Here is an 18458-nt window from a genome sequence, read left to right as displayed (position 1 = left end):
AGCGTCGCCGGGGAGCCGACGGGGCACGTTGCCGCGGGCGGCTCCCGGGTGACCTCCGTCAGCGGGGTGGCGACGCACACCAGAACGACCCGCCCCCCGGTGGCGTGTTCACGCGCCGAAGGTGGTCATTCAGGGTGATTCCGATGCCTGGTGGCCCCCTCCGCACCACTAAGGTGCCCCTCCATGACCTCCCTCCAGTCCGCCCAAGGCGGCATGCAGCAGCACCAGTTCGGCACTCTCAACGTGGTCGGCTGGGCCGGTGACTACGGAGACGGGAGGGACATGGCCTTCCTGCTCCTCTTCTCACTCGGCGACGGCCCGGCCACCCCGGAGGAGACGACCGCGGCGATGCGGCAGTTCGCCACGGACCTCGGCCTGAGCGTCGGGGGCGACATCGTGGACGCGACCGCGCCCGGGCGGCGGCAGTTCCCGGTGACCGCGCTCGTCGAGGGCGGCCAAGTGGCGCTGTCGCTGCCGGGGATGCGCGTCCAGTACGCGACACCCCCCGAGTGGGTCACCGCGGCGCACGACCGCGGGCACCTCTACTTCCTGCTCGCGACCCGGCCCTGGTCGCAGGGGAACCCCGGCGGGAAGATCGAGCCGGAGGCACTCCGGGCGTTCGTGAGCGACGAGACGCTGGCGACCTCGGCGCACTGCCTGCTGCCCGTGATGCGGGTCGCGCGCTGATCCCGACAGCGGTCGGAGGGCGTCACGCGTACGGTTCCAGCTCGGGGTCGACGGGTGCGCCGGTGAGCCGGTTGGCCAGCGTGGAGAGGGTGTAGGCGCCGACGCCGAGGACGACTTCGAGGGCCTGCCGCGGCGTGTGGCCGTGGGCCAGGAAGGTGTCGAGCACCCGCTGGTCCACGCCGCCCGCACGAGCGAGAACCTCGACGGTAAAGACACGTACGGCCTCCAGCCGGGCGTCGGGAAGCCGGCCGCCCTCGCGCAGTGCCTGGATCAGTTCCTCGTCCGCCTGGAGAGCGCGCAGCTTGCGGGTGTGCATGGCGACGCAGACATGGCACTCGTTGCGCGTCGCGACGGTGAGGATGACGGTCTCCCGCGCGAGCGGTTCGAGGGTGGTGGCCTCGAAGGCGGCACTGATGCGGGCGAACGCCTCCAGGGTGTGCGGCGAAGCGGCCAGCCGGGCCATCGCGGACGGGAGGAAGCCGAGCTTCTGTTCGGTCGCCTCCATCAGGCGGCGGGAGTTCGCGGGGGCGGTATGGACGGTGAGTTCCCGGAAGGCCGTCTCAGACATGGTCGTTCCCTCTCCACAGGTGCGTCGTTCGCGTCGTCACGGATGCCGCCTTCGCGGGTCCGTCTTCTAAAATCGTCAATGTGGTTGTCGAAAAAAAGGTAAACCAGGTTGTCGATTCTGTCGAGGATGATCCGGGTGACGAGCGGAACCGGGACGATTCCCAAGCGCGCCCCGGGCGGTGGGGGTTCGAGCTTCCGCTGCTGCTGTTCGCCGGCTTCCGCTCGCTCATCGACCAGCTGCACGAGGAGCTGGCAGACCACGGGCACCCCGAACTGCGCCCGGCACACGGATTCGCGATGCAGGCCATCGGGCCGGACGGGGTGACCGCGAGCGAACTGGGGCGTCGGCTGGGCGTCTCCAAGCAGGCGGCCGGCAAGACCGTCGACCGGCTCGCCGCCCTGGGCTACGCACAGCGGGTGGCCGACCCCGGTGACGCCCGGCGCAAGCGCGTCCGGCTCACCCCGCGCGGGCAGGACGCGCTGGTGCTGTCAGGAGCCGTCTTCGAGGAGCTGCGCGGACGCTGGGCCGATCAGGTGGGCGAGCGGCGGCTGGCGGAGCTGGAGGACGCGCTGGAGACCGTGGCGGGCCCGGCGGCGTTCCGGCTGGACGCGGCCGGCTGGTTCGGGGACTGAGCGGCCGGCGGTCACGACCGCCGGGCTCGCCGGCGCCGCCGCCCGTACCGCATGGTTCCCCGCCGGGGGCGGCACTTCCGCCGTCACCCGGACCCGCGGTCCTTCACACGGGGCGGTGCCGACCGGGCCGCCGTCGCTCTGTCCGGGCCGTCTTCGCCGGTGCCGTGCGCGGGCTGCCGGCGCCCGGACTGGTGCCGTTGGGATCGGTACTGTCCGGACCGGTGCCGTTGGGGCCGGTGCCGTTGGGGCCGGTCGCGTCCGGGGCCTGCGGGGATCACGTTCCGTCGGGCCTGCCCGGTCCCTGGTCGCCGCCCGGTCCCTCGTTCCCGCGTGACTGCCCCCGGCCCCCGGGCGGCTGCCCGCTCCCGTCCGTCTCGTCGTCGACGATCTCCGCGTCGACCACGTCGTCCTCCCCCGGGGCGCCGCTCTGCCGCCGGCCCTCGTCGGCCGGCCGAGGTCCCTCGGCACCCTCCTGGCGCTCCTTGGCCCTGGCGTACATCGCGGTGCCGATCTGCTGGGCGGCGGCCGTCGTACGGTCGGCGGCCTGGCGCAGAGCGGTGGTGTGCTCGGCGGCCCGTGCCGGGTCGTCCGGGGTCTCGGCCAGCTTCGCCTTGAGGTCGGCGAGCGCGGCCTCGGTCTCGGTGCGGGTCTCGGCGGGGATCGCACCGCTGTCGGTGTCGGCCAGCAGACGTTCGGTCTGGTAGACGAGCTGTTCCGCGTGGTTGCGGGTCTCGGCGGCCTCACGGCGCCGCGTGTCCTCCTCGGCGTACTGCTCGGCCTCGCGCACCATCCGGTCGATGTCCTCCTTGGGGAGGCTGGAGCCGCCGGTGACCTGCATCTTCTGTTCCTTGCCCGTCCCCAGGTCCTTCGCAAAGACGTGCATGATGCCGTTGGCGTCGATGTCGAAGGTGACCTCGATCTGCGGCACCCCGCGCGGGGCCGGCGGCAGACCGGTCAGCTCGAACATGCCCAGCTTCTTGTTGTACGCCGCGATCTCCCGCTCGCCCTGGAAGACCTGGATCTGCACCGAGGGCTGGTTGTCCTCCGCCGTGGTGAAGGTCTCCGAGCGCTTGGTCGGGATCGTGGTGTTGCGCTCGATCAGCTTGGTCATGATGCCGCCCTTGGTCTCGATACCGAGCGACAGCGGCGTCACGTCCAGCAGCAGGACGTCCTTGACCTCACCCTTGAGCACACCCGCCTGCAGGCTGGCACCGATCGCCACGACCTCGTCCGGGTTCACACCCTTGTGCGGGTCGCGTCCGGTCAGCTCGCGGACCAGTTCGGTGACGGCCGGCATGCGGGTGGAGCCGCCCACCATGATCACGTGATGGAGGTCGGAGAGGCGGACGCCCGCGTCCTCGACCGCCTGGTGGAAGGGTCCCTTGCAGCGCTCCAGAAGGTCCTGCGTGAGCTGCTGGAACTGCGCCCGGGTCAGCTTCTCCTCCAGGTGCAGCGGGCCCTCGGCGGACGCCGTGATGTAGGGCAGGTTGATCGTCGTCTCGGTCGACGAGGACAGCTCGATCTTCGCCTTCTCCGCCGCCTCGCGCAGCCGCTGCACGGCCATCTTGTCCTTGGACAGATCGACGCCGTGCCCGTCCCGGAACAGTTTCACCAGGTGGTCGACCACGCGCTGGTCCCAGTCGTCACCGCCCAGACCGGTGTCGCCCGCGGTGGCCTTGACCTCCAGGACGCCCTCACCGATCTCCAGCAGCGAGACGTCGAAGGTACCGCCGCCCAGGTCGAAGACCAGGACGATCTGGTCCTCCTCCTTGTCGAGGCCGTAGGCCAGGGCGGCGGCGGTCGGCTCGTTGATGATCCGCAGGACCTTCAGGCCCGCGATCTCGCCGGCCTCCTTGGTGGCCTGGCGCTCCGCGTCGTTGAAGTACGCCGGAACGGTGATCACCGCGTCGGTGACGTCCTGCCCCAGATAGGTCTCCGCGTCCCGCTTCAGCTTCTGCAGGACACGCGCCGAGATCTCCTGGGGTGTGAAGGACTTGCCGTCGATGGTGCCGGAGGACGGGAAGCGCCAGGTGGCCTCCCCCATGTGGCGCTTGACGGAGCGGACGGTGCGCTCGACGTTGGTGACCGCCTGCCGCTTGGCGACCTCACCCGTGAGCACCTCACCGCCCTTGGCGAACGCCACCACCGACGGTGTCGTCCTGGCTCCCTCGGCGTTGGGGACGACCGCGGGGTCGCCGCCTTCCAGGACGCTGACGACCGAGTTGGTCGTCCCCAGGTCGATCCCGACAGCGCGTGCCATGGCCGTCCTCCTCAGGAGTGCCTTGAGTGCCTTGTGGGCTGCACCGGCTACTGAAGAGTCTTGCCCTCCTCGATGGCTTCGGCCACCTCTGCGGTCCGTTCGGCCTCCTCCGCAGCGAAGCGCTCGGCGTCCAGCTTCTCGGCCACCTCCTCGTCCTGTGCCATCAGGAGGTCGAGGTTCTGGTCGCCCATCTCGAAGACGCCCATGTCCACATAGGCGCGCTGGAGACGCTCCCCCCACAGGCCGATGTCGCGCACACAGGGGACGATGCGGCTGAAGAGGAGCTTGCGGAACAGCTGGAGGTATTCGGACTGCTCGCTGAAGGCGTCGGCCTCGGCGCGCGGGATGCCGAAGTTCTCCAGCACCTCGGCACCCTTGAGACGGTCGCGCATCAGATGGCAGCCCTCAATGACGAACTCCTCACGCTCGCGCAACTCGGCGTCCGACAGATGCTTGTAGTAGTCGCGCAGTGCCATCCGGCCGAAGGCGACATGGCGGGCCTCGTCCTGCATGACGTAGGCGAGGATCTGTTTGGGCAGCGGCTTGTCGGTGGTGTCGCGGATCATCCCGAAGGCGGCCAGTGCCAGCCCCTCGATCAGCACCTGCATGCCCAGGTACGGCATGTCCCAACGGGAGTCGCGCAAGGTGTCGCCCAGGAGCGACTGGAGGTTGTCGTTGATCGGGTAGAGCATGCCGACCTTCTCGTGGAGAAAGCGGCCGTAGATCTCGGCGTGCCGGGCCTCGTCCATGGTCTGGGTGGCCGAGTAGAACTTCGCGTCCATGTCGGGCACGGACTCCACTATGCGAGCGGCGCAGACCATGGCGCCCTGTTCGCCGTGGAGGAACTGGCTGAACTGCCAGGAGGCGTAGTGCCGGCGCAGTTCGCCGCGCTCCGCCTCGCTCATCTTGCCCCAGTAGGGCGTGCCGTAGAGCGTCAGGGCCTCGTCGGGGGTGCCCAGCGGGTCGTACGGATCGACTTCCAGGTCCCAGTCGATACGGCGCTGTCCGTCCCACTGTTTGTCCTTGCCCTTCTGGTAGAGGGCGAGGAGACGGTCACGGCCGTCGTCGTACTCCCAGGAGAAGCGGGCGCTGCCAAAGGCGGGCACCTGCCAGTGGGGGGCGTCGGTTGCGCGCGCGTAGAGAGCGTGTGTGGACACGGACATCTCCTTCGGTCACGGACCGCCCTGCGTGGACGGGCACTTGGCAGGCTCACACGCGTGTTACCGGTCGGTCAACGAGTTGTGCGCGAGGGATTGACGTCCTTACTGACAAGCAGTCTCATAAGAAGGACAGCGGATGTGACCGCCGGTAACCCCCTCGTGGACCGGCACCCCCGAACGAAGAGGTGCCCCAGCAATGACAACAGCGCCTGACATCGCCGACAGGGAACGCGAGGTGCTCAGGGACGCCCTCGGTCTGCTCAAGGACCGTGAGCAGGTCGCGGAGCGCCTCCTGGAGTCCTCCCGGAAGCACTCCTTCGACCCGGACACCGAACTCGACTGGGACGCACCGCTCGCGGACGACAAGTGGTTCTGGCCGCCGGAGCTGGTGTCGCTCTACGACACGCCCCTGTGGCGCCGCATGTCCGAGGAGCAGCGCAGGGAACTGGCCCGGCACGAGGCGGCCTCACTCGCCTCGCTGGGCATCTGGTTCGAGGTCATCCTGATGCAGCTGCTGGTGCGGCACATCTACGACAAGCCGCTCACCAGCAACCATGTGCGGTACGCGCTGACCGAGATCGCGGACGAGTGCCGCCACTCCATGATGTTCGCCCGCATGATCAAGCGGGGCGGCGCACCCGCCTACCCCGTCTCGCGGCTGCACCACAACCTGGCGCGCATCCTCAAGACCGTCTCCACCACGCCCGGTTCGTTCACCTGCACACTGCTGGGTGAGGAGATCCTCGACTGGATGCAGCGGCTGACCTTCCCGGACGAGCGCATCCAGCCACTGGTGCGCGGCGTGACGCGGATCCACGTCATCGAGGAGGCGCGCCATGTGCGCTACGCGCGCGAGGAGCTGCGCCGCCAGATGGTCAGCTGCCCCCGCTGGGAGGCCGAGCTGACCCGGCTCAGCTCCGGCGAGGCGGCCCGCGTCTTCTCCATCTCCTTCGTCAACCCGCAGGTGTACGAGAACGTCGGCCTGGACAAGCGGGAGGCTGTCGCCCAGGTGAAGGCCAGCGGACACCGCCGCGACATCATGCAGACCGGCGCAAAGCGGCTGACCGACTTCCTCGACGAGATCGGCGTACTGCGCGGCGTCGGCCGCAGGCTGTGGGTGAGTTCGGGCCTGCTGGCCAAGTGAGGATCCGATCGCGTGAGGGAGGACCCGGTCGCGTGAGGGAGGACCCGGTCGCGGTGAGGCCGGGTACCCGTGCGAGTCCCGTACGGAACGAGGCGGGTTCCGTACGGAACGAGGCGGGGCGTCTCTCGCGGGGCCTCGCATCTGCGCGACCGGTACACCGAGGCTGCGTCCCGTCCGGCCATCGAAGGGTGTGTCCTGTCCGACGCGGGGAGGGCTGCGTGGGGTGCGCGGGGTGCGAGGTGTCCGGCGGGGCGGCCGTGAACCCCCTGTGAAGCCCTCGTGAGGAAGTACGGAGGAGCCAGGGAACACCTCTGCGCACCGCAGCGGTTACGCTGCCCTGCATGAGCAGCAGCGGCACCGCACCGGCGTATCGCAGGCTGAGCGTGGACGAGCGGCGCAGCCAACTGCTCAGCCACGCACTCGACCTGTTCGCGCACCGCCTGCCGGAGGACGTCTCTCTGGACGATGTTGCGGCCTCCGCGGGCGTCTCGCGTCCCCTCGTCTACCGGTACTTCCCCGGCGGCAAGCAGCAGCTCTACGAGGCGGCACTGCGCAGCGCCGCCGACCGGCTCGAACAGTGCTTCGCCGAGCCGCACACCGGTCCGCTCACCACACGGCTGGCCCGGGCGCTCGACCGCTACCTGGCGTTCGTCGACGAGCACGACGCCGGCTTCATGGCGCTCCTCCAGGGCGGCAGCGTGGTGGAGACCTCCCGCACCAGTGCCATCGTCGACGAGGTGCGCAGGGATGCGGCCGGCCAGATCCTGGCCCACCTGGAAGCCGCGGCAGGCCCCGGATCGGCACGGCTGCGGATGGCCGTACGCACCTGGATCGCGGCCGTCGAGGCGGCCTCCCTCATCTGGCTGGACGAGGGCAAACAGCCACCCATTTCCGAGCTGCGGGACTGGCTGGTGCACCATTTCGTCGCCGTGCTGGTGGCCACCGCCGCCTCGGACCCCGTGACCGCCGAAGCCGCCAGAAGGGCCCTCGCCATGGAGGAGCCCGAGGGCCCCGTGGCGGAGCTGGTGCGCCGGGTGCTGCCGGTGGTGGCCGACTCGGAACACCTGCTGGGACAGTGACGAGGCGGGGGCGGCCGGCCGAGAGCCGCCCGGCCGGGGTCGCTGCGCCCGGGCGTGTGTGGTCGTCCGGGGTCGGGTGCGATCGCCCGGGGGTGGTCGTCTGGGGCGCGTGGTCGCCCGGGTCCGTGGTCGCCGGGGTGTGGACGCGGGGGTTGTGGACGCCGGGGAGGTGTCGTCCGGGAGGAGCGCAGACGCGAGAGGCCGACCTCCCGGAGGAGCGCAGGTCTGAGAGGCCGGCCCAAGACGCAGACTTAAAGAACACTTGAAGCCGGGCTAGGCTGTGGCCATGGCGACTCATCTGTCCTGGAAGGCCAAGGAAGCCACCGTCGGAGAACTGGCGGAGCGCGCCGGTGTGGCGACATCCGCACTGCGCTTCTACGAGCGCGAAGGGCTGATCCGCAGCCGGCGTACCTCGGGCAACCAGCGCCGCTACAGCCGCGACACGCTGCGCCGGGTCGCCTTCATCCGTGCCTCCCAGCGGCTCGGCATCCCCCTCGCCTCCATCCGCGCGGCGCTCTCCGTGCTGCCGGAGGAGCGTACGCCCACCCGCGACGACTGGGCGGCCGTCTCCGAGTGCTGGCGTGAGGACCTCAACCAACGGATCGCCCTGCTGGAGCAGCTCCGCGACCACCTCACCGACTGCATCGGCTGCGGCTGCCTGTCACTGACGGCCTGCGCCCTGGTCAACCCGAAGGACCGGCTCGGACAGGAGGGCCCGGGTGCCCGCCAGCTCGCCCAGCCGTGCGATCCCGACCCGGCACGCGTGGACGGCGGCGTGGGCGGGGGCACCGCCTCAGACGGGGGCACCGCCTCAGACGGGAGCGCCGCCTCGGATGGGGCCACCTCCAACAGGGGCCGCTCCGTGTACGCGGGCGGCTCCGTACGGGGGGACCGCTCCGTGCGGGAGCGCGGTTCCACACAGGGGAACGGCTCCGCGCGAGGGGACGGCTCCGTGCAGAGGGACGGCTCCGTACAGGGAGACGGCTTCTCCACGTCCTGTGCGTCCGAGTGTGCACCCGAGCGTGAATCCGCCGCCGAGGCGGTCTGAGGCGTGCGCAGCGAGGAGACGACTTTCCGCGGCGGCCCGTTGGACGGCCGCACCCTGTCCGTACCGCTCGGGCCGACGGGCAGACCACCGCGCACCTACGAGATACCGGTTCCGGCTCCGGACGGCGGCCCGGCGACGGTGCACGTCTACCGGCTGGAGCCTGCCGCGTTGAACCGGCTGGGGCTGCCGCGTGGCTGGGCGTACGTATACGAACCGGACGGCCGCCCCGAGAAGGGGCCACTGGCGCGACTGCCGTGGCGGGGGACGCGACGCCGCTGACAGCGCGTCGTGGCGCACCGCAGACAGCTGGCCGTGGCGCCGCGCGGGCGGCAGAGCCGCAGCACCGCGGACAGCAGAACCGTGGTGTCGCGGACAGCGCGAGCGCGGCGCCGGTGACAGCGGGGCGCACGCCACTGACAGTGGTCCAGTCCACTTTGCGCAGGCCCGACGTCCGGGGCTTCCGAGCGGAGGGGTCTGCTCGCACCGTGCGGCAACAGGGCCGGTGGGACCGCCTGCCGTGGCGACAGCCGGTGAGCGGTGGGGACGGGACGGTTCCGGTGCCCACGGGGAGCGGGCGCCGCCGGGGCGCGCTCGAGGCGTGCGCTGGACGTCTTCGCGCCATCCGTTCTGGCGCTCCTCGACCTGGACAGGCCATTGGCGAGGCTGTTTTCTGCTTCCGTGCTCGGAGGAATCGCGCGGCTGCCCGAGACCGGCCCACAGCGGCTCGGTCCCTTCCGGCTGTACGGCGTCCTCGGACGGGGCGGGACCGGCACGGTCTACCTCGGCAGGGGTGCCCCACGCCGGGGCGTGCGCAAGCGGACAGCGGCTGTGCGCGCCGTCCGGCCCGAACTGCTGCGTGACCGTCAGATGCGGGCGCGGCTGCGCCAGGAGACGAGTCGTATCGCGGAGACGGTCGAGAGCCCCTTCGTCGCCGACGCACTCGCCTGCGAGCTGGACAGCGATCACCCCTGGATCGCACAGGCCTTCGCGCCGGGCCTGCCCCTGGCGGCGCTGGTGGCGTCGTACGGGCCCCTGCCGGAGATGTCGGTCCGGGCACTCGGGGGAGCCCTGGCCCGTGCTCTGACAGCCCTGCACACGGCGGGCACGGCACACCGGGACCTGCGGGCAGAGAACGTGCTGCTGACCGCCGAGCGGCCGCAAGTGGTGGAACACGGCATCGCGCTGGGTCAGCCGTCCGCGCTCCCGGGCCGCGCGGGTGCCGACCTCGGGGAGACGGTCGGTCACGGACTGCCCGCTCGCCGCGCGGACGACGTCTTCTCCCTGGGAGCGGTACTGGTGCTGGCGGCGACCGCACAGCAGCCCTTCGCCGCCGGCGCCCTGCCCGCCACCCGCGGCGAGATCCCCGACCTGACCGGGGTTCCCGACGCGCTGCGCGCCCCGTTGCTGGCCTGCCTCCACAAGACACCCGAGGCACGCCCCGACCCGGAGTCCCTCGCCCGCACCCTGGACCCGTCGGGCTCGGCCGACCGCCCGGCCCGCGAGTGGCTCCCGGAACCGTACGTCCACGAGATTCGCCACCGCACCGACGAGGCCCGCTCGCTGACGGGGCGGAGGCTGTGGGGCCGCTGAGCGGGGGCGGGAGCGGGATGGATCACGAACGGGGTGAATCGCGGGGTGGGGTGGGGCGCGGGGCGTACGGGACGGGGTGGGGCGCGAGACGGGGTGGAGCTAGCGGGTGGGGAGGCGCGGGACGGGAGGGGGCGCTGGCCGGGGTGTGGAGCCTAGCGCGAGGGGGCCGGAGCGGGGAGTCGGTGGTGTGGAGCCGGTGGCCCGGAAAGCCGGGGGGTGAAAGGGCGGGGGCTCGCGGGCAGGCCGGGGACGGCGAGCCGGGGCGAGAAGCGGGGAACGTCGGTCCGAAGGCGCTCGGTGAGGAGCGGAGCAGCCTTGACGAGGCGCGCTCCCGGACAAGGACGGGGATCACCGGCGAGGGCAGCACCGGCGGCGGACGCTGAAGCGCCCGAGGCCGGGCGAGCGAGGAGGCTTCGGCGGAGTCTTCACACGTACGGGTGATGAGGGGCCGAACCCGGGGTGCTGGACCTCGGAGCTGAGAAGCGCTATGGGAGCACGTATTCGGGTCCCGGAACGGTGTGCTCCGGGCTTCTTACCATCTTGGAGCTGCCGCGATGGCGCCGGGGCGGGAGTCGGTGCCGGCTCCGTCCCCCGCGGGTCTCCTCCGATGCGGGGCGGCCACGACCGCCGGATGCGGCGGGGGCGGGATCTCGATCGGGTGAGAGACGTGCGCCCGCCCGCTCAGCTCGCCCTGAGCCGGGGCCTTGCCGCGTGCCACGATCGCGGCAGAGCGGCCGGATACGGGGAGACGCCGCTCGGAAGCGAGGTGTGCGGTGTGTCGCGTGTTGGGTGTGTCGCGGGTGTCGAGGATGTGGAGGGCCCGGGCGCTGGGCAGGGGCAAGGCCGGGAGCCGGCGCGGGGTCGTGGTGGTGAGCGCCGTCGTGCTGCCGGTGGTGGCCACGATGGGTCTTGCCGCGCCACCGGTGCTCGGGGCGCCGTCGGCCTCCTCACCACGAGCCGGGGCTCTGGTGCCCGGCGCTCCGGATCCGGGGCCGGGGCCGCTGCCAGGACTGGCGCCGAGGCCGATGCCGGGGCCACCGGACGCGGGACGCAAATCGGTGAGCGAGCTGCTGGGCGAGCTGAGCCGGCTCTACCAGCGCACCGAGGAGGCGTCGGAGGCGTTCAACGGCACGGAGGAGAAGCTGAAGAGGCAGCGCGCTGCCGCACGCCGGGCGCACAAGCGTCTCACCCGGGCCAGGGCCTCGCTGGCCACCGAGCGGGCGCGGGCCGGCGAGCTGGCACGGCAGCAGTACCGCCGGGACAGCGCCGGGCTGCCGCCCGCGGTGCAGTTGCTGCTCACGCCCGAACCCGGCCGTCTGCTGGAGCACGGGCACTTCCTGCAACGCGCGGCGGGGGATCAGGCCGAGACAGTACGTCGGCTGACAGGCGGGGAGCGGCGGCATGCCGCCGCCGCCAAGAAGGCGCGGGCGGCGGTCACCCGTCAGGAACGGCTCACCGCACGCAAGAAGAAGCAGCGGGACAAGGTGCGGGGGCGACTGAGGAAGGTGGAGGAACTGCTCTCCTCCTTGACCGGTGACCAACTGGCACGCCTGCACGAGCTGGAGCGGGACCGCACCGACGCGGCGCAGCAGCGGCTGGTGGCCGGCGGTGCGCTCGATCCGAGCGGCGCCGTGAGCCGGCCGTCCGCACGGGGGCGGAAGGCCCTCGACTGGGCCCTCGGCCAGGTCGGGAAGCCGTATGTGTGGGGAGCGGAGGGCCCCGAGGGTTTCGACTGTTCCGGACTCACCTCGCAGGCATGGCGTCACGCGGGCCGGACGATCCCGCGCACCAGTCAGGAGCAGTGGCGGCGACTGCCCCGGGTGCCTCTGGACGAGTTGCGCCCCGGCGACCTGGTCATCTACTTCCCCGGCGCCACCCACGTGGGGCTCTACGCGGGATCCGGGCGCGTGGTGCAGGCCCCTCGGCCTGGCGCGACGGTGAAGCTCACCCCGCTGGCCACGGACCCGCCCCTGGGAGCGGTACGCCCGGACAAGCCCAGGGATTGAGGCAAGGCGGGAAGGGGGGGCAGATGCGGGAACAAGGAACCGTACGCATGGCCGAGCCGCCGGGGTGCGGCGAGGGAAGCGCCTCAGTCCAGTTCGGCCAGGAGCACCGTCGCGTCGTCGTGCTGCTTTCCCCGCGCGGGGGCCGACTCCGCCTCGGCGGTGCGGACCCGCGCGATGAGGGCACGAGGGCCCTCCTTGCGGACGAGCGCGAAGAGGCCGGCCCAGTCACCGAGACGGAAGGTCTCGGTCCAGCGAGTCGCGCCGTCCGTGAGAGCGAGGAGGGACCGTACCTCGGCACGGGAGTGAGTACCTGTCACCGCCCTGACCGCGACATCCGGGTCGGCCGCCGCTGTGTAGAAGCCGCTGCCGTCGGCGGCGTTGCGCAGCCCTTCGACGGCGCGCACGTAGGCCGCCCGGTCGCTCTGCGCACCGGTGCGCCGCACTCGGTCGCGCAGCTCCCGGACGGCGGGCGGCAGTTCGGCGAGGCGGCGGTCGAGCACGGGACGCACCGTGCCGTCGGCGGTCTCGATGAGGAGCGCGGAGTCGGAGAGGACCAGGTGCTCCACCCGCTCCTCGTCCCACCGGGCCATGACCACGGTTGCCTGAGGTGTACGGGGGTGAAAAAGATCACACGTTTCGCGGTGCGTGTCCGCCGTCCGGGCCACGGCGGCGGCCAGACACGCGGCCAGTGTCATGTCCCGACGGGATCCCGCCAGTTCGAGCAGCGCACCACCGAGGCGGGAGACGAACCACGGCACCCCGTGGTGACAGCCGACCTCACCGGCGGGTGGGGTGACGCCGTCCAGCACCACGAGCGCACCCCCGGCCCCCGCGGCGGGAAGGGCGGCGGACGCGTAGTCCTCGTTGGGACGTTGGGGATCGCCGGGCTCGGTGACCATGTCGATGCGCATGGCAGAAGTCTGCAGGAGGGGCCGCATCGGGACGGTGCGGGGCGGACGCGGGGGCCCGCCAGGTCGGTACCGCGCGGTCCGCGACGCCGCGGGCGGGCGGCGCGTATCGGCGGGTGGCTCCTGGGGTGCGCGGCGCTGTCGAGAAGGGGAACGGGCTGGCGCCGGCCTCCGCGAAAGAGGGAGTCCGGCATCCTGCCAGGAGGCCGGACGGATTTCCAACCAGAGTCCGCACGGCGGACGCTGCCCGGCTCGGGCCGAGTTGTTCCGCCGCGAAGGAGTGATGTTCACTCCTTCAGGTGGCCCAGCTGGGGAATCTCGCCCGCCTCAAGAGCGCACTGCCATGGTCGGTCGTCGAGTCGGAGCGCCTCCTGGGTGCGCCGTCCAGCAGGAAGCCGGAATCCGGCTGAGGAAGGACGGTCGCGGGGGGTGCCGGAGCGGGTCGGGGCCACCCCTCTTGCCACACACGTTGGACTGGTGCCGCCCGGGCCCTCCGGGAGAGGCGGGACGAGATTGCGAGTGCGGGTGCGGAAGAAGCAACGTCGGACAGCGGACGTTCCCCAAACCACGGCGACCGGTGACGGTGCCGCTGCCCCCGCGGCGGCGCAGCCGGCCACGCCCGCCCCGCGGCGGAGGGCACGCGTACGCAACCGGCTGCTCGTGTCGGTGACGGTGAGCGCACTCGCCGTTGCCGGAGCCGGGGCGCCCACTCTCGTGGCGGGGTCGAGCGACACCGCCGCGGCCCAGGAACTCGTCGACCTCGCCCGGCTCGACCAGCAGGCCATCGCCCTCTCGCACTCCCTCGCCGACGAGCGTGACGGCATGGTGGAGTACATCGCGGCGGGCCGGGGCGGCACAGGTGTCGGCAAGGCCCTGCGGTCCCGGGTGGACCGGCAGGCGCGCGAGCTGCGGACGGCCGCGGCCTCCGCGCCCACGGGTCCCACGGCGCTCTCCGACCCCGCTGCCCTCGTCAAGGCCCTCAAGAAGCTGCCTTCCGTCCGCAAGCGGGCCATGACCGGCAGGGGCGGGCCGATGGAGTCGTACGAGGACTACTCCCACGTCATCCGGACGCTCCGTCAGCTCACCAACGACGTGGCCGCGGGGCTGCCGGCCCGGGCCAAGGACCGCACGGCGTCCGCGCTGCCCGATCTGGCCCGTGCCATCGACCAGGCGTCGGCCACCCGCGGTCTGCTGGAGGCGGCACTCGCGGGCCAGGGCACCCAGCGGTCACTGGTGAAGGAGGCGGGGCAGGCCCGTGTCAGGGAAGCCGCGGCCCTCGCCGACTTCGAGGAGAACGCCGACGCGAAGGCGCGCGACAGGTACAGCACGACCGTGAACGGCACGGATGTGTCGGTCGCGGAGCGCTATCTCGACCACCTGACCACGCGGCAGTACCTCCCCCCCGGTGGGCGTGCCCTCGACAAGGAGCGGTTCGACGCCTCGGTCTCGGCGCGGATCGCCCACATGCGCGGCGTGCAGTCGTCGTTCGCGGCCGCCGAGATCAAGCGACTGGAGGGGCTGCGGGACGACGATGTGACGGCGTTGCAGGTGCGGGCCGGTCTGGTGGGTTTCTGCCTGCTGCTGGCCGTCGCCCTCAGCGTGGCCACCGCCCGCTCCCTCACCCGCCCCCTGGCGGTGCTCCGGCACGGTTCGAAGCGGCTGGCCAACGACCCGGCCGGCGAGGAGCCGATCACCTTCCACGGGCGTAACGACGAGTTCGCCGATGTCGTGCGCTCCCTCAACACGCTGCGCGCCACCGCTGCCGAGCTGCGGCGCCGGTCGTCCTGCGCGGAGCGCGAGCAGGACCAGTTGGCGGTCGAGAAGGCGCAGCTGACCGAGCAGCACCAGCTGCTGGCCGAGGACTTCGCCAAGCTGCGGGCCGAGCTGGCCCAGGCCCGCGACCAGCTGGCCGGTGCGGCACCCGGTGCCCTCGCGGCGGAGGTGGCGGGCGGTTCGGGGAGTGACGCCGCTCCGGCGGAGGCCGGGTACGGCGCGTTCGCGGATCTGGCGACGCGCTCGCTTCACCTGGTCGACCGGCAGCTCGGCATCATCGAGGGCCTGGAGGAGAAGGAGGCCGACCCCGCCCGTCTCGACACCCTTTTCAAACTGGACCACCTCGCGACGCGCGTGCGGCGGCACAGCGAGAACCTGCTGCTCCTGGCTGGTGCGGAACGTTTCGAACGGGACGGTCTCCCCGAGGAGGTCCCGGCCCCGCTGCTGGACGTCATGCGGGCCGCTGTCAGCGAGATAGCGCAGTACGAGCGGGTCGAGCTGGTTCCCCTGCCGCAGGAGGTGCGGGTCAGCGGTTCAGCGGCCGACGACCTGAGCCACCTGGTCGCCGAACTCCTCGACAACGCCGCCGCCTTCTCACCCGCGGAGAGCAGGGTGCGCCTCATCGCCCGCACCCTGGAGGACGGCGCGGTCACGGTGTCCGTGGAGGACGAGGGTACGGGCATGAGCGGGGAGGCCCGCGCGGAGCTGAACGCGCGGCTGGCCGAGCCGGAGACGGCGGACGCGTCCGGTCCCTGGGGGCTGGGGCTGTACGTGGTCTCCCGGCTGTCGGCACGGCACGGGGTGCGGGTGCGGTTGCGCAGCCGCGAAGAGGGCGGCATCGCGGCGGATGTGACGGTGCCGCACACCCTGCTGCTGCCCGCCGCTCCCGACGCCTTCGACGGTGCCGCAAGTACGGGAGGTCCCGGCCCCCTCGCCGGCGCCGGAACTCAGGGCGGGGCCGACGACGGCGAGCACAGGATCGGTGACACGTACGGCGGCGCCTACGGTGCCGCCGTCGCACCGGGCCCGGCCCAGGACCAAGGGCACGCCCTGGACCAGGACGGGCGGGGCAGCCCGGCTCTCCCCGGGGTGCGCACGTTCGACCGGGGGAACGAGCACGCCCGGGCCGCTGACCAGGCACCCGGCCTGCCCGGCCGGAACGACCCGAGTACCGGGCCCTTCGGCCCCGCTCAGTCCGCCGGGTCCGTGCAGCCCACTCAGCCCACTCAGCCCACTCAGCTCGCGCAGACCGAGTCGCCGCAGCCGCTGTTCCCTGAAGGCCAGTCGTCCGAGGGGCAGTCGTCCGAGGGTCAGTCTCCTGTTGGCCAGTCGTCCGAGGGCGTGTCCGGTGAGGGCCGGTCGCCTCGGTCTCATCTCCCTCAGGGGCGGTCGTCTGCGACGCGGTCGGCGGAGTCCGCCCCGTCGGCGGCACCTGCCGCACCGGCCCCGTACGCCTCGGGCACACCAGGCACACCAGGCATATCGGGCAGCACCACGGATGCGTCTGGTGCGTCGGCGGGTGCCCGGGGAGGCGGCGCGGCTGATGACGCGGCCGGTGCGTCATCCTCGTCCGGCCGGGCCGGGGGCTCCCCCGAGGCGGGTGGGTCCTCCGTAACAGGTGGACCCGTCACGCACACCGGGCTGCCCAAGCGGGTTCGCGGGGCGGCCTCCCCCGAGGCGGGGGCGCCCGGCGAGACTTCCGCGCCGCGCCCGCGCAAGGGCGGTGCCGACCCGGAGGAGCTGCGGCGCCGGCTCGACGGGTTCCAGCAGGGTGCCCGGCGGGGCCTGCGGGACGCGGCGGCCCAGACGGCGGCCGGAAGCACCGGGTGCGGCACCGGTGCTCAGGACGGTACGGAGGGCGGAGCCGAGAGCCCCGGCACCTCCGAGGGTGATGAGGAGTCGGCTCCGGCCAACAGGACCCAGGCCAATGGTGGTACCTCCGAGGAGGCCCGCAAGTGAACGTGCCCATCACGGGTGCCTCCGGCAGTGCGGAGGCCCGTAATCTGCGCTGGCTGCTGGACAGTCTGATCGCGGAGGTGCCGGGGATCCGTTCGGTGGCCGTGGTCTCGTCCGACGGTCTGCTGCTGCTCGCCTCGGACCCCGCGCTGGGTCCCGAGCACGGGCAGCACCTCGGAGGGGCCGCAGGCGCCACCGCCGGAGACGGGACCGGGCACAGCGCCCCCGGAGCCGTCACCAGCGGCAGCACTGGACACAGCATCGCAAACACCGCCCGGCCCACCGGTGCTCAGCCGACAGGTGCTCAGCCGACGGGTCCTCAGCCGTCCGGTCCTCAACCGACCGGTTCCCACCCCTCCGAGGTCCAGCCCGCCGGCGCCCCGTCCACCGCGCCCCCGCCCGTCACCACCGGGTCCACCGCTGCCCAGCCCCTCATCACGCAGCCCACCGCACCGCACACCGCCGGCCCGCACACCGTTGCCGGACCTCACGGCGAGGAGCCTCACGGCGATGGGGGCCACGGCGATGGGGGGCACGGGAACGGGCCTCACGGCGGCGGGCCCGCCTCGCCGGGCTCGCCCCTCCCGCCGCTGAGGAAGCGGAGACGGGGCAGTGCCGGTTCCCGTGGTCCGCGGGGCACCAGTGGCGATCTGGCCACGCTCGTCTCCGGGGTGGCCTCGCTGACGACCGCCGCCGCGCGGCTGACCGACGGAGGCGCGGTGAGGCAGACCATGGTGGCCATGGACGAGGGCGCACTGCTCGTGATGGCCATCGGCGAGGGGTCGCTGCTGGGTGTGTACGCGGCGGCGGACTGCGACATGGGCGCCGTCGGCTACCAGATGGGGCTCTTCGTGGGACGCGCCGGGCATGTGCTCACTCCCGAACTGCGCAGTGAGCTGCGGAAGGAGTGGCGCGAGTCGATGGGCGCCGCCCAAGGAGCGCCCCAGTAGCCAGGAGCGCCCCGGTGGCCGGAGGGCCCCGCTGTCCGGGGCGCCCGGTAGCCGGGGGCGCCCCGGGGCGCGCCCTCACTCCTCCTGGTCGGCCAGGGAGTTGAGGCGGTGGAGGAGGCGTGCCAGCTCGGCGATCTCCGTGCGGTCCCAAGCGGCCAGTTTCCGGGCGTAGGAGAGGCGGCGGGCGTCCCGTACGCGGGTGAACCGCGCGCGGCCCTCTTCCGTGAGCCGCACGAGGGAGGCGCGGCGGTCGCCCGGGTCGGGACGGCGTTCGACGAGGCCGAGTGCCTCCAGGGCGTGCAGCTGGCGGCTTATGGTGGCCTTGCCGACCCCGAAGTATGCGGCGAGTTCCGTGGCCCGCTGCTCGCCCGCGTCCTCCAGCCGTACGAGGAGGCCGTAGGCGGCGGGTTCCAGGTCCGGGTGCACCTGCCGGGCCATCTCTCCCGAGGAGGCGCGGGCGCGGCGCAGGAAGACCGCCAACTCCCGCTCCACGTCCAGGCATTCGGGGCCGAACGGGTCGACGGGGCTCCCGTCGGCGGGGCTCCCAGGGGCTTCGGGGTGCCCGGCAGGCTTCCGCACGCCAGTGGCGTCTTGGGTGTCTCCGGCGTTTTCCATGAAGAAACTTATCTCCAGCGAGCGCGATAGTCCCAGCTCCGCCAGTATTTCTCAGGAGTAGACCAACGGCAGAGGGCGGGGC

13 protein-coding genes and 2 pseudogenes are annotated in these 18458 nt (G+C 72.4%); 10 read left to right on the top strand and 5 right to left on the bottom strand.

The genetic code is table 11. The annotated features are described in order from the left end of the window. The first annotated feature begins 183 nt into the window (after positions 1-183). Positions 184-687, top strand: a complete 504-nt coding sequence (locus FM076_RS22930) for a DUF5949 family protein (RefSeq protein WP_173872843.1) — start codon at positions 184-186, stop codon at positions 685-687. Positions 688-709: 22 nt separating this feature from the next. Here the strand turns inward: FM076_RS22930 and FM076_RS22925 are convergent, their stop codons facing one another. Beyond that, positions 710-1255: a carboxymuconolactone decarboxylase family protein gene (locus FM076_RS22925; protein WP_173872842.1), complete on the bottom strand. Its 546-nt coding sequence runs from the start codon at positions 1253-1255 to the stop codon at positions 710-712. A gap of 80 nt (positions 1256-1335) precedes the next feature. Here FM076_RS22925 and FM076_RS22920 point away from each other — a divergent pair, with 80 nt between their 5' ends. Continuing rightward, positions 1336-1887, top strand: coding sequence for a MarR family winged helix-turn-helix transcriptional regulator (locus FM076_RS22920; RefSeq protein WP_428814978.1), 552 nt, complete (start codon positions 1336-1338; stop codon positions 1885-1887). Positions 1888-2161: 274 nt separating this feature from the next. Here the strand turns inward: FM076_RS22920 and dnaK are convergent, their stop codons facing one another. Together dnaK and FM076_RS22910 are read right to left on the bottom strand one after the other, a co-directional pair. Continuing rightward, a complete protein-coding gene (gene dnaK, locus FM076_RS22915) occupies positions 2162-4147 on the bottom strand; it encodes a molecular chaperone DnaK (protein WP_243274609.1) in 1986 nt (661 codons plus the stop codon). A 47-nt stretch (positions 4148-4194) separates the two neighbouring features. Next, a complete protein-coding gene (locus tag FM076_RS22910) occupies positions 4195-5310 on the bottom strand; it encodes a ferritin-like domain-containing protein (RefSeq protein WP_173872841.1) in 1116 nt (371 codons plus the stop codon). A 193-nt stretch (positions 5311-5503) separates the two neighbouring features. Between FM076_RS22910 and FM076_RS22905 the strand changes: the two genes are divergently transcribed. The 6 genes and pseudogenes from FM076_RS22905 (at position 5504) to FM076_RS22880 (ending at position 12174) form a co-directional block, all read left to right on the top strand. Further along, positions 5504-6451: an AurF N-oxygenase family protein gene (locus FM076_RS22905; protein ID WP_173872840.1), complete on the top strand. Its 948-nt coding sequence runs from the start codon at positions 5504-5506 to the stop codon at positions 6449-6451. 341 nt (positions 6452-6792) lie between these two features. Next, complete coding sequence (locus FM076_RS22900) at positions 6793-7530, top strand: TetR/AcrR family transcriptional regulator (RefSeq protein WP_173872839.1); 738 nt, start codon at positions 6793-6795, stop codon at positions 7528-7530. Between the two features lie 286 nt (positions 7531-7816). After that, positions 7817-8269: pseudogene (soxR, locus tag FM076_RS22895) on the top strand (redox-sensitive transcriptional activator SoxR); the annotation flags it as partial. A 312-nt stretch (positions 8270-8581) separates the two neighbouring features. After that, the gene (locus tag FM076_RS22890) at positions 8582-8857 is read left to right on the top strand and encodes a hypothetical protein (protein ID WP_173872838.1); all 276 of its coding nucleotides are present in this window, start codon (positions 8582-8584) and stop codon (positions 8855-8857) included. 399 nt (positions 8858-9256) lie between these two features. Beyond that, on the top strand, positions 9257-10168 hold the full coding sequence (locus FM076_RS22885; RefSeq protein ID WP_173872837.1) for a protein kinase domain-containing protein: 912 nt from the start codon (positions 9257-9259) through the stop codon (positions 10166-10168). A 1058-nt stretch (positions 10169-11226) separates the two neighbouring features. Continuing rightward, entirely contained in the window at positions 11227-12174 is a 948-nt protein-coding gene (locus FM076_RS22880; protein WP_345945172.1) for a C40 family peptidase, read from the top strand. A gap of 83 nt (positions 12175-12257) precedes the next feature. Here FM076_RS22880 and FM076_RS22875 read toward each other — a convergent pair whose 3' ends face one another. Continuing rightward, positions 12258-13085 carry a protein phosphatase 2C domain-containing protein gene (locus FM076_RS22875; RefSeq protein ID WP_173872835.1) on the bottom strand — a complete coding sequence of 276 codons (828 nt, stop codon included), beginning with the start codon at positions 13083-13085 and terminating at the stop codon, positions 12258-12260. Positions 13086-13754: 669 nt separating this feature from the next. Between FM076_RS22875 and FM076_RS22870 the strand changes: the two genes are divergently transcribed. Together FM076_RS22870 and FM076_RS22860 are read left to right on the top strand one after the other, a co-directional pair. Further along, a complete protein-coding gene (locus FM076_RS22870; RefSeq protein ID WP_173872834.1) occupies positions 13755-16814 on the top strand; it encodes a nitrate- and nitrite sensing domain-containing protein in 3060 nt (1019 codons plus the stop codon). Positions 16815-17434: 620 nt separating this feature from the next. Beyond that, positions 17435-17761: pseudogene (locus FM076_RS22860) on the top strand (roadblock/LC7 domain-containing protein); the annotation flags it as partial. A gap of 75 nt (positions 17762-17836) precedes the next feature. Here the strand turns inward: FM076_RS22860 and FM076_RS22855 are convergent. Continuing rightward, entirely contained in the window at positions 17837-18376 is a 540-nt protein-coding gene (locus FM076_RS22855) for a MarR family winged helix-turn-helix transcriptional regulator (protein WP_173872833.1), read from the bottom strand. Positions 18377-18458: the final 82 nt, after the last annotated feature.

It is taken from the genome of Streptomyces albus subsp. chlorinus (assembly GCF_013302895.1).
Lineage (GTDB): Bacteria > Actinomycetota > Actinomycetes > Streptomycetales > Streptomycetaceae > Streptomyces > Streptomyces chlorinus.
This window is presented reverse-complemented; position numbering and strand designations above follow the sequence as displayed.

Bases quoted from the DNA above. Each gene is read 5' to 3' on its own strand.
- FM076_RS22930 (WP_173872843.1), top strand. From the start codon at position 184: ATGACCTCCCTCCAGTCCGCCCAAGGCGGCATGCAGCAGCACCAGTTC.
- FM076_RS22900 (WP_173872839.1), top strand. From the start codon at position 6,793: ATGAGCAGCAGCGGCACCGCACCGGCGTATCGCAGGCTGAGCGTGGAC.
- FM076_RS22855 (WP_173872833.1), bottom strand. From the start codon at position 18,376: ATGGAAAACGCCGGAGACACCCAAGACGCCACTGGCGTGCGGAAGCCT.
- FM076_RS22925 (WP_173872842.1), bottom strand. From the start codon at position 1,255: ATGTCTGAGACGGCCTTCCGGGAACTCACCGTCCATACCGCCCCCGCG.
- FM076_RS22875 (WP_173872835.1), bottom strand. From the start codon at position 13,085: ATGCGCATCGACATGGTCACCGAGCCCGGCGATCCCCAACGTCCCAAC.
- FM076_RS22905 (WP_173872840.1), top strand. From the start codon at position 5,504: ATGACAACAGCGCCTGACATCGCCGACAGGGAACGCGAGGTGCTCAGG.
- FM076_RS22910 (WP_173872841.1), bottom strand. From the start codon at position 5,310: ATGTCCGTGTCCACACACGCTCTCTACGCGCGCGCAACCGACGCCCCC.
- dnaK (WP_243274609.1), bottom strand. From the start codon at position 4,147: ATGGCACGCGCTGTCGGGATCGACCTGGGGACGACCAACTCGGTCGTC.